The sequence below is a fragment of the Kitasatospora sp. NPDC023118 genome (genome assembly GCF_055560875.1).
This window is the reverse complement of record NZ_JBVHHW010000041.1, coordinates 1-11936: the sequence shown is the minus strand read 5'-3', so window position 1 is coordinate 11936 and position 11936 is coordinate 1. Positions and strand designations below refer to the sequence as shown.

The 11936-nt window shown below is 76.4% G+C and carries 1 protein-coding gene; it reads right to left on the bottom strand.

The annotated features are described in order from the left end of the window. Window positions 1-176: 176 nt before the first annotated feature. Window positions 177-11858 (bottom strand): type I polyketide synthase, encoded by an 11682-nt coding sequence (locus ACZ3UD_RS34045; RefSeq protein ID WP_465596694.1) that lies wholly within the window; start codon window positions 11856-11858, stop codon window positions 177-179. Window positions 11859-11936 lie beyond the last annotated feature (78 nt).

Sequence of the window (11936 nt, the reverse complement as noted above, 5' to 3'; positions counted from 1 at the left end):
GCGGGAAGGGCCCTGCCGGACGCCCGGTCCGGCGCCGCGCGCGAACTCCTGACGTCGGGTCCGACCCGTCGCCCGCCCAGTCTCGCCACGGACGGCCCCGGTTTTCCCTAGAGCGCGAAGCACGGACGGGCGTGCCCGGCACCCGGAGGTGCCCGGCACGCCCGTCCGGCCCGCGGCTACTCCTGGCCGCGCAGCCACTCCTCCACGATCTCGGCAGTGAGGGCCGAGTCCTCACGGATCATCGACAGGTGGTCGGCGTCGACGCCGACCACCCGGGCGCCCGGCACGAGCGGTTCGACCTGGGCGCGCTGCTCGATGGGGGCCTCGTCGACGCCCGTCAGGACGCGGTCACAGGTGATCAGCAGGACGGGGGCCGTGGTGTGGTGGACCTCCAGGCGGTTGAGCAGGACCATCCAGCGGCCCATGGCGGACAGCCGGGAGTTGGTCAGCCGCACCGGCGAGTCGGCGCCGGTGAAGTTGAGCCGCATCATGCCGGTGTAGTCGGTGCCCTCGTCCGCGTTGTGCTGGAAGCTCAGCGTGTCGAAGAGGACGACGCCCGCCGGGCGGATGCCCCATGTGTGCTCCAGCAGGCCGGCCGCGGCGTAGGCGAAGGAGCCGCCGGAGGAGTGGCCGGCGAGGACGAACGGGTGGCCGTCGCTGGCGCGCAGGGCGCTCTCGGCGATCACCCGGGTGGCGACCTCGGGGGTGGCGGGCAGCCGCTCGCCGGTGGCGAAGCCGACCAGCGGGAGCGCCGACACCTCGCGCTCGCCGCGGAAGTGGGCGGCGAGCCGGGAGTACTGGTGCACGCCCGCGTTGGCGGTGGGCGCGCTGACGCAGATCAGCCGGGTCGGGCGCGGCCCCTCCGCGAGGCGGGTCGCCCAGGGCAGGTCCTCCAGTTCGGCGGTCGCCTCGAAGGTGGGGCGCAGGGCCGCGACGGTCGCGAGCATGCGCTGGGCCTCGGACACCTTGCCATTGACCAGGGCGTCGGTGAACAGCCGTTCCAGGGAGTCGAGTTCGGGTTCGCCGCCGGGCACGAGGACGGCCCCGCCCTCGCCGTCCTCGGTGCGCTGGTTGGCGAGTTCGCTACGGATCCAGGTGGCGAGCTCGACGGGCGAGCGGCTGTCGAAGACGACGGTGGCGGGCATCCGCAGGCCGGTGACGGCGGCGATCCGGTTGCGCAGTTCGACGGCGGTGAGCGAGTCGAACCCGAGCTCGTAGAAGTCGCGTTCGGCGTCGACGGCCTCCGGGGAGGAGTGGCCGAGGACGGCGGCGGCCTCGGCGCGCACGGTGTCGACGAGGTAGCGCATGCGGTCGCGCTCGTTGAGGTCGAGCAGCTGCCGGGTGAAGCCGGCGGCCGCGTCGGCGCCGCTCGCGCCGCCGCCCGAGGCGGTGCGCCGGGCGGCGCGGACGAGTCCGCGGAACAGCGGCGGCACATCGCCCTGGGGGCGCATGCCCCCGGCGGCCAGGCCCATGGGGATGACGAGCGGTTCGGCGGAGCCGAGAGCGGCCTCGAACAGGGCGAGGCCCTGCTCGACGGAGAGCGGCGGGATGCCGCCGGACTGCATGCGCCGCATGTCGGTCTCGCTGAGCTCACTGGTCATGCCCGCCTCCTGGGCCCACGGGCCCCAGGCGAGCGAGGTGCCGGCGAGGCCGAGCGACCTGCGGTGGTCGACCAGGGCGTCCAAGAACGCGTTGGCCGCGGCGTAGTTGCCCTGGCCGGGGCTGCCCATGACGCCCGCGATGGACGAGAAGACGGCGAAGGCGGCGAGGTCCAGCTGCCGGGTGAGCTCGTGCAGCTGCCAGACGGCGTCGACCTTGGGCCGCAGGACGGCGGACAGGCGCTCGGGGGTCAGCGCGGTGATGATGCCGTCGTCCAGCACACCGGCCGTGTGGATGACGGCGGTGAGCGGGTGTTCGGTCGGGATGCCGGCGAGCAGGGCCTCGGTGGCGGCGCGGTCGGCGGTGTCGCAGGCGACGACGCGGCCCTCGGCGCCGAGGGCCGCCAGGTCGGCGAGGAGTTCGGCCGCGCCGGGCGCGTCCGGTCCGCGCCGGCTGGTGAGCAGCAGGTGGCGGGCGCCGCTGACGGCGAGGCGGCGAGCGAGGTGGCGGCCGAGGGCGCCGGTGCCGCCGGTGATCAGCACGGTGCCGTCGGGGTTCCACTCCGCGGGCATCGTGAGGACGGTCCGGTCGGCCGGGGCCTCGGTGGCGAGCGCGGTGCGCGCGTCGCGGATGTCGTGCGCGGCGACCGGCGGCGGGGCAAGCTCACCGCTCGCCGCCAGGGCGACGAGCTCCGCGAGGATGTCGGCGGTCTCCTCGGGGTCCGGCGCCGGCAGTTGGGCCAAGGCGTCGTCGTCGAGGACGAGGTCGGTACCCGCCGCCGCGCGGTCGACGAGCCGCTCGGGCGGCAGGCCGTGGCCGAGCAGGGCGGCGCGCAGCCCGTCGGGGGCCGTGGCGGAGACGTCGGCGCCCAGTCGCAGGGCGAGCTCGACGGCGGCGGTGGCCGGTCCGGTGGCGGTGGCGTGCACGTGGACGGTCCGGCCGGCCTGGAGGGCCGAGCCGCCGAGGGCCTGCCGGGCGGGGACGAAGTCCGCGGCCAGGGCGGCGGCGCCCTCGAAGGACCAGCCCTCGGGCAGCCGGGCCAGCAGGCGCCGGTCGGCGACCGCCTTCGGCCCGGCGGGCAGCACGCCGAACACCTCGTCGCCCGGGCGAAGGTCCGGCACGCCGTCACCGACCGCCGTCACCACGCCGGCCGCGCCGGTGCCGCGGCCGTGGACGGCGGCCCGGACGGCGACGGCGACCTGCCCGGTCGCGGGCGGCCCGGCCGCCCCGGGGCAGGGCACCAGGGCCATGTCCTCGGGGGTCGTGCCCTCCAGGACCCACGGCGTGCCGGCCGGGGGCAGCAGCCCCGCCGCGTCCGCGAGCCGGGCCAGTCGGCCCACCCGCAGGGCGCCGCCGCGGACGGCGAACTGGGCCTCGCCGTCCGCCAGCAGGCCGGGCAGCAGCGGCAGGACCGCGGCCACGTCCTCCGTGCCTTCGACATCGAGCAGGGCGAAGCGGCCGGGGTGCTCGGAGTTCGCCGAGCGGACCAGGCCCCAGGCGGCGCCGCCGGGCAGGTCGCGGACGGTCTCGCCGTCGGCGGCCCGGACGGCGCCCCGGGTCACGAACACCAGCCGGGAGGCGGCGGCGCGGTCGTCGGCCAGCCAGTCCTGGACGAGGGCGAGTACGCGCGTGGTGTGTGCGTGGACGGCCTCGGGGACGTCGCCGGCCGGGCCTTCCAGGGTGACCAGGACGAGGTCGGGCACCGGACGGCCGAGGTCCGCGAGAGTCGCGGCCGAGGAGCCCGTGCCGTAGGCGTCCCGGCCGAGCGCCGTGCAGCTCGGCGCCGTGGCGGCGGGCGGCGTCGCGGGGGCGGGGACCCACTCGATCCGAAACAGCGGGTCGCGGCCGGTGCGGGCGGCGGCCGCGGCGGTCTGCGGGGCGCGCAGGGCGACCGAACCGACCGTCAGCACCGCGCCGCCCGCCGGGTCGGTGGCGGTGACGGACACCGTGTCCTCCCCGAAGCGGGCCACGCGCACCCGCAGGGCGGCCGCTCCCCCGGCGTGCAGGGCCACGCCCTGCCAGGCCTGGGGCTGCGGCAGCTGCTCCTCGGTGCCGACGCCGATCAGCACGGCGGCGTGCAGGGCCGCGTCGAGCAGGGCCGGGTGGAGGCCGAAGTAGCGGGCGTCCTCGCCGGGTTCGCCGGCCAGCTCGACCTCCGCGAACACCTCCTCGCCGCGCAGCCAGGCGGCGCGCAGTCCCCGGAACGCCGGGCCGCGCCCGGGCTCGCGGTAGAAGCCGTCCAGGTCGACGGCGAGCGCGCCCGCCGGCGGCCAGACCGCCTGGGCGTGGTCCGGCAGGTCGGTGTCCTGGGGCACGAGGGTGCCGGTGGCGCAGCGCGTCCACGGCTCGTCGGGGGCGGCGTCGCCGGGGCGGGCGTAGCAGGCCACCGGGCGGGCGCCGGTCTCGTCGGGCGTGCCGACGCGCACCTGCACGACGGGTTCGTCGTCCTCGGCGAGCGGCAGCGGGTCGCCGAGCGTGAGCTCCGCGATCCGGCCGCAGCCGACCTGGTCGCCGGCCCGGACGGCCAGTTCGACGAAGGCGGCGGCGGGGAAGGCGAGCCGGCCGCCGATCCGGTGGTCGAGCAGCCACGGGTGGACGCGCAGGGCGAGGCGGCTGGTGAAGAGCACGCCGTCCGTGTCGTCGGCGAGCGGGACGGCGGCGCCGAGCAGCGGATGGTCGGCCGGGACGAGGCCGACGGAGGCGACGTCGCCGGAGAGGGCGGCCGGGCGAGGCCAGTAGCGGCGGTGGTCGAAGGCGTAGGTGGGCAGGTCGACCCGGCGGGCGCCGGTGCCGTCGAACAGGGCCGCCCAGTCGACCGGGACGCCGGCCGCGTGGAGCGCGGCGAGGGCGGTGAGCAGGGTGCGCTCGTCGGCGCGGTCCTTGCGCAGGGCGGCGGCGTGGACGCAGTCGGCCGCGTCGTCGCCGAGGCTCTGTTCGACGAGGGCGGTGAGGACGCCGTCGGGGCCGAGTTCGAGGAAGGCGGTGGCCCCGGCTTCGCGCAGGGTGCGGACGCCGTCGGCGAAGCGGACGGCCTCGCGGACGTGGCGCACCCAGTAGTCGGGGCTGGTGAGGTCCGCGCCGAAGGCGCCGGTGAGGTTGGAGACGACCGGGATCGAAGGGGCGCCGTAGGACAGGCCGTTGAGGACGGTGCGGAAGTCCTCCAGCATCGGGTCCATCAGCGGGGAGTGGAAGGCGTGGGACACCCGCAGGCGGGACGTCCTGCGGTCGGCGAAGTGCGCCTCGATCGCCGCGACGGCCTCCTCCGTGCCGGAGACGACGACGGAGGTCGGGCCGTTGACGGCGGCGATCGACACGAAGTCACCGAGCAGCGGCAGGACTTCGTCCTCCGTGGCCTGAACGGCGAGCATCGCGCCGCCGGACGGCAGCGCCTGCATCAGCCGGCCGCGCGCCGCCACCAGGGCGCACGCGTCACCGAGCGAGAACACCCCGGCGACGTGCGCCGCGGCGATCTCGCCGATCGAGTGGCCCGCGACGAACTCCGGGCGCACGCCCAGGGATTCGACGAGCCGGTACAGCGCCACCTCGACGGCGAACAACCCGGCCTGGGCGTACTCCGTCCGGTTCGGCAGCTCCGCGTCCTCGCCCCAGACGACCGCGCGCAGCGGCTGGTCCAGGTGCTCGTCCAGCACCGCGCACACCGCGTCGAAGGCGTCCGCGAACACCGGGAAGCGCGTGTACAGTTCCCGGCCCATGCCGAGGCGCTGCGAGCCCTGGCCGGAGAACAGGAAGGCCGTCGAGCGGTCCGCCGCGACGCCGCGAGCGACCTCGGTCAGCCCCTCGCTGCAGGCGAGCAGCACGGCCCGGTGCTCGAAGGCGGATCGTCCGGTGGCGAGCGAGAACCCGATGTCCAACGGAGAGAGTTCGAGGGCGCAGGCGCGGGCGAGGTGGGTCTCCAGCGCGGCCTCGGAGCGGGCGGAGAGCACCCACGGGACGACGGCGGGCAGCACCCGCTGGTCCTCGGTGCACTCGGTCACCGGGGGGGCCTGTTCGAGGATCACGTGCGCGTTGGTGCCGCTGATCCCGAACGAGGAGACCCCGGCCCGCCGAGGACGGCCGACCTCGGGCCACGGCCGGGCCTCGGTGAGCAGGTCGATCGAGCCCGCCGTCCAGTCCACGACGGTGGACGGCCGGTCGATGTGCAGGGACTTCGGCAGCACGCCGTGCCGCATGGCGAGCACGGTCTTGATCACCCCGGCGACGCCGGCGGCGGCCTGGGTGTGGCCGATGTTGGACTTCAGCGAGCCGAGCAGGAGCGGCCGTTCGCGGTTCCTCCCGTAGGTGGCGAGGAGCGCCTGGGCCTCGATCGGGTCGCCGAGGGCGGTGCCGGTGCCGTGGCCCTCGACGGCGTCGACCTCGGCGGCCGACAGTCCCGCGCTCGCGAGCGCCTGGCGGATGACGCGCTGCTGCGAGGGGCCGTTGGGCGCGGTGATGCCGTTCGAGGCGCCGTCCTGGTTGACGGCGCTGCCACGCACGACGGCCAGCACGGGGTGCCCGTTGCGGCGGGCGTCCGACAGCCGCTCCAGGACCAGCATGCCGACGCCCTCGGACCAGTTGGTGCCGTCGGCGGCGTCCGAGTAGGCCTTGCAGCGGCCGTCGGCGGCGAGGCCGTTCTGGACGGTGAAGCCGGCGAAGCTCACCGGCGTGGTCATCACCGTCACGCCGCCCGCGAGCGCGAGTCCGCACTCGCCGTTGCGCAGCGCCTGGGCGGCCCAGTGCAGGGCGACGAGCGAGGAGGAGCACGCGGTGTCGACCGTGACGGCCGGGCCTTCCAGGCCGAGCGTGTAGGAGATGCGCCCGGACAGCACGCTCGACGCCAGGCCGGTGCCGGCGTGGCCGCCGATGTCCTCGCGCGAGTTCATCATGAGCGTCGCGTAGTCGAGGCCGTTGGTGCCGACGAAGACGCCGGTGCGGCTGCCGCCGAGCTTCTGCGGGTCGACCCCGGCGCGCTCCAGGGCCTCCCAGGACGTCTCCAGCAGCAGGCGCTGCTGCGGGTCCATCGCGAGGGCCTCGCGGGGCGAGATTCCGAAGAAGGAGGCGTCGAAGTCGGCGACGGCGTCGAGGAAGCCGCCTTCCAGGGTGGCGCTGCGGCCTCGACCGTCGCGGTCGCCGACGAGCAGGGTCCGCAGGTCCCAGCCGCGGTCCTGCGGGAAGCCGGCGATTCCGTCGCCGCCCTCGGAGACCAGGCGCCACAGCTCGTCGGGCGAGGTGACCCCGCCGGGCAGACGGCAGGCCATGCCGACGATCGCGATCGGCTCGCCGTCGTCGGCCGCGGCCCGCACGGCGGGCAGCAGCGGGTCCGCGGGGGTGTCGAGGAGCTCGGCCAGGAGGTGCTCGGCGAGGGCCTGGGCGGTCGGGTAGTCGTAGACGGAGGTGGCGGGGAGCTTGAGGCCGGTGGCCGCGCCGAGCCGGGCGGGCAGCTCGACGGCCGTCAGCGAGTCGAAGCCGAGGTCGCGGAACTTGCGGTCCGCGGCGACCGCGGAACGGTCGGCGTAGCCGAGCACGGCGGCGACGTGGGTGCGGACGAGGTCGGTGAGCAGGGCGGTGCGCTCGGTCGGGGTGAGGGCGCGCAGGCGGCCGGTGAGCTCGGAGGCGGCGGTCGCGTAGTCGCGGCGGGCCGCGGCGGCGGCCTCCAGGGCGGGCCGGGCCGCTGGGAGGTCGCGCAGCAGCGGGTTGCCGCGCAGGCCGACGAGGCTTTCCAGGACCTGCGGCTGCGTCAGGTCCAGCAGCACGAGCGCGGGGGCCGGGCGGGTGACGGCCTGACGCAGCGCGGCCAGGGCGAGGTCGGGGTGCAGGGCGGGGACGGCGGCGCGCTGGATGCGTCCGTCGTCCTCGGCCGGGGCGCCCGGGTCGATGCTGGTGGCCTCGGAGCCGATCCAGGCGCCCCAGGCCACGGAGGTGGCGGGCAGGCCGTCGGCACGGCGGCGCTGGGCGATCGCGTCCAGGACGGCGGCCGGGGCGGCGAGGGTGGCGCGGCCGGGGGTGCCGACGGCGCCCGCGACGGAGGAGCAGAGCACGAAGGCCGTCAGGTCGAGGCCGCGGGTCAGCTCGTCCAGGTGGAGGGCGGCCCCGGCGCGGACCCGGTGGACTGCGGCGAGGCGCTCGGGCGTCAGGTCGTCGAGGACGCCGTCGTCGACCGTGCCCGCCGCGTGGACGACGGCGGTGAGCGGGGCGTCGGCGGGGATCCCGGCCAGCAGGGCGGCGAGGGCGTCACGGTCGGCGACGTCGCACGACGCGATCGTCACGACGGCGCCCAGGCCGCTCAGCTCCTCGGCGAGGTCGGCGGCGCCGGGGGCGTCCGGCCCGCGGCGGCTCGCCAGCAGCAGGTGGCTCGCGCCCGCGGCGGCGAGCCAGCGGGCCACGGCGGCGCCCCGGCCGCCGGTACCGCCGGTGATCAGCACGGTGCCCGGGGTCTGCCCCGGCGTCCAGCCCGCGTCCGGCACGCCGGCCGGGGCCGGGACCAGGCGGCGGGCGTGGACGGCGGCGGTGCGGATCGCGATCTGGTCCTCGCCGTCCGCGCCGGCGAGCGCGGCGGCCAGGCGGCGCACTGCGGACCGGTCCGGCGCCTCGGGCAGGTCGACGAGGCCGCCCCACCGCTGGGGGTGCTCCAGCGCGGCGACCCGACCGAGGCCCCATACGGCGGCCTGCTCGGGCGCGGCCGGCGAGTCGGTACGGGCCACGGCGACCGCGCCGCGCGTCAGGCACCACAGCGGCGCGGTGAGGTCCGCGTCGCGCAGCGCCTGCAGGAGGGTGAGGGTCGCGGCGGCCGGGTCGGCCTCTCGGCCGAGTGCGAGGAGGGACAGGACGCCGGTGAACGGGCGCCCGGTCGAGGGCAGTTCGCGCAGCAGCGCAGCGAGCTCGGCGCGCTCCGGGGCGGGCACGGACAGGCACAGCGCGTCCGGTCCGACGGCCTCGCAGGCCGCCTCCGTCCACGCCTCGTCGCCGCCCTCGGCGGGTGTCACCACCAGCCATGGGCCGGACGGCCGGGCCGTCGAGCCGCCCGGCAGCGCGCGCCAGGACTCGTGGAAGCGCAGCGCGTCCAGCAGGGACTGGTCGCGGTGGTGGCGCCGCCACGCGGACAGGGCCGGGAGCACCGCTCCGAGCGCGTCGCCGTCCACGGCGAGGTCGGCCGCGAGCGCCTCCAGGTCCTCGCCCTCGACGGCGGCCCAGAAGCGGGCGTCCAGCGGGTCGTCCGGAGCGGCGGTGCCGGGGCGGGTGGTCGGGGTGTGCGTCTGCGGCCAGTAGCGCTCGCGCTGGAAGGCGTACGTCGGCAGGCCGGTGCGGCGGGCACCGGTGCCGTCGAACAGGCGCGCCCAGTCGATGGGCACGCCGACGACGTGGAGGCGGGCGAGTGCGGTCAGCAGGGCGGTCTCCTCGGGACGGCCGCGGCGGCCCGCAGGCTCGACGACGACCTCCGAGGCATCCGCCAGGGTCTGGCGGACGGCCGGGGACAGGGCCGCGTCCGGGCCCAGCTCCACGAAGTCGGTCGCACCGGCGGCGTGCAGCGTGCGGATCCCGTCGGCGAAGCGGACGGCCTCACGGACGTGGCGCACCCAGTAGTCGGGGGTGCGGAGGTCCTCGTCGCCGAGTTCACCGGTGAGGTTGGAGACCAGCGGGATCGAAGGGGCCTGGTACGTCAGCCCGTTGAGGACCTCACGGAAGTCCTCCAGCATCGGGTCCATCAGCGGGGAGTGGAAGGCGCGCGAGACCTGCAACCGCGTCGTCTTGCGGTCGGCAAAGTGCGCCTCGATCGCCGCGACGGCCTCCTCCGCTCCCGAGACGACGACGGACGACGGGCCGTTGACGGCCGCGATCGACACGAAGTCGCCCAGCAGGGGCAGCACTTCGTGCTCCGTCGCCTGCACGGCCAGCATCGCGCCGCCGGACGGCAGCGCCTGCATGAGACGGCCGCGAGCGGCCACCAGGGCGCAGGCGTCGGCCAGGGAGAACACTCCGGCGATGTGCGCGGCCGCGATCTCGCCGATCGAGTGCCCCGCCACGAACTCGGCCCGCACGCCCAGCGATTCGACGAGCCGGTAGAGCGCCACCTCGAAGGCGAACAACCCGGCCTGGGCGTAGGCGGTCTGGTTGATCAGCTCCTCGTCCGAGCCCCACACGACCTCGCGGACGGGCAGGTCGAACTGCGCGCAGACCGCGTCGAAGGCCTCGGCGAACACAGGGAAGCGGGCGTACAACTCCTTCCCCATGCCGAGGCGTTGGACGCCCTGTCCGGAGAACAGCAGTGCTGTCCTGCGCTCGCCGTCGGCGACGCCCCGGGCCACCTCGGCACCGTCCAGCAGCACCGCCCGGTGCGCGAACCGCGACCGCCCGACGGCCAGCGAGAGGCCGACGTCCACGGGCGAGCCGTCCAGCCCTTCGAGTCGCGCGAGCTGCGCGTCCAGCGCGGCCTCGGACTTGCCCGCCAGCACCCACGGCACGACGCCCGGCGCCACCGACGGCTCCGGAGCGGGGGCTTCGGCCGGCGCCGCCTGCTCGACGATCACGTGCGCGTTGGTGCCGCTGATCCCGAACGCCGACACGCCCGCGCGGCGCGGCCGGCCGGTCTCCGGCCACTCCTCCGCCTGCGTGAGCAGCCGGATGTCACCGGCCGTCCAGTCGACGTGCGAGGACGGCGCGTCCACGTGGAGCGTGCGGGGCAGCACGCCGTGCTGCATCGACAGCACGGCCTTGATCACGCCGGCCGCGCCGGCGGCGGCCTGGGTGTGGCCGATGTTGGACTTCAGTGAGCCGAGCAGCAGCGGGCGTTCGCGCTCCTGCCCGTAGGTGGCGAGGAGCGCCTGGGCCTCGATCGGGTCGCCCAGGGTGGTGCCCGTGCCGTGGCCCTCGACGAAGTCGACCTCCGCCGCCGAGAGGCGCGCGTTGGCGAGGGCCTGGAGGATGACGCGCTGCTGGGACGGGCCGTTGGGAGCAGTGAGGCCGTTGGAGGCACCGTCCTGGTTGACGGCGCTGCCGCGCACGACCGCGAGCACCGGGTGCCCGTTGCGGCGGGCGTCCGAGAGGCGCTCCAGCACCAGGACGCCCGCGCCCTCCGACCACCCGGTCCCGTCCGCCGCGTCGGCGAACGCCTTGCAGCGCCCGTCCGGGGCCAGACCGCCCTGCCGGGTGAAGCCGGGGAACCCGAGCGAGGACGACATCACGGTGACGCCGCCGGCCAGGGCCAGCGTGCACTCGCCGCTGCGCAGCGACTGTGCGGCCAGGTGCATCGCCACCAGCGAGGAGGAGCACGCCGTGTCGACGGTGACCGCCGGGCCCTCCAGGCCGAAGGTGTAGGAGATCCGGCCGGAGACCACGCTCGCGGCCAGGCCGGTGCTCGCATGGCCCTCGATGTCCTCCTGGGCGTTCATCACCAGCGTCAGGTAATCCTGGCCGCCCGTGCCGACGAAGACGCCGGTCCGGCTGCCGCGCAGCGCCGTCGGGTCGATCCCGGCGCGCTCGACGGCCTCCCAGGACGTCTCCAGCAGGAGTCGCTGCTGCGGGTCCATCGCGAGGGCCTCGCGCGGCGAGATCCCGAAGAAGGCCGCGTCGAAGTCGGCCACCCCGTGCAGGAAGCCGCCCTTCGCCGTGGCGCTTCGCCCCCGGTCGCCGGGGCCGCCACCGAGCAGGGTGTCGAGGTCCCAGCCGCGGTCGGTCGGGAAGTCGGAGATGCCCTCGCGGCCCTCGGCGACCAGCGCCCACAGCTCCTCGGGCGTGCCGATCCCGCCGGGGAGGCGGCAGGCCATGCCGACGATCGCGATCGGGTCGTCGGCGGTGGCGGCTGCCGCCGCGGCCGGGGCCACCGGCTCGTCGTGCCGGCCGAGCACCTCCGCGAGGACGAGGTCGGCGATCGCGGTGGGGGTCGGGTGGTCGAAGACCAGGGTGGCCGGGAGGCGCAGGCCGGTGACGGCGGTGAGGCGGTTGCGCAGTTCCAGGGCGGTGAGGGAGTCGATGCCGAGGTCGTGGAAGTCGCGGTCGGCGGCGACGGCCTGCGGCGAGGCGTGGCCGAGGACGGCCGCCGCCTCGGTGCGGACCAGGTCGACGACGTGGCGCAGCCGGTCGGTCTCGCGCAGTTCGTAGAGCCGGGTGGCGAGAGCCGTCATGGTGGCGGCGCCGGTGCCGGTGGCGGAGGCCGTACGGCGTCCGCCGGGCAGGAGGGCGCGGAACATCGTGGGCACCTCGCCGCGCGGGCGGGCCCCGGCGGCCATACGACCGGTCGCGACCAGGTACGGCTCGTCGAGTCCCATGGCGGCGTCGAGCAGGGCGAGGCCGTCCTCCTCGGTCAGCGGCGGGACGCCGGAGGAGCGGATGCGGTGCAGGTCGGC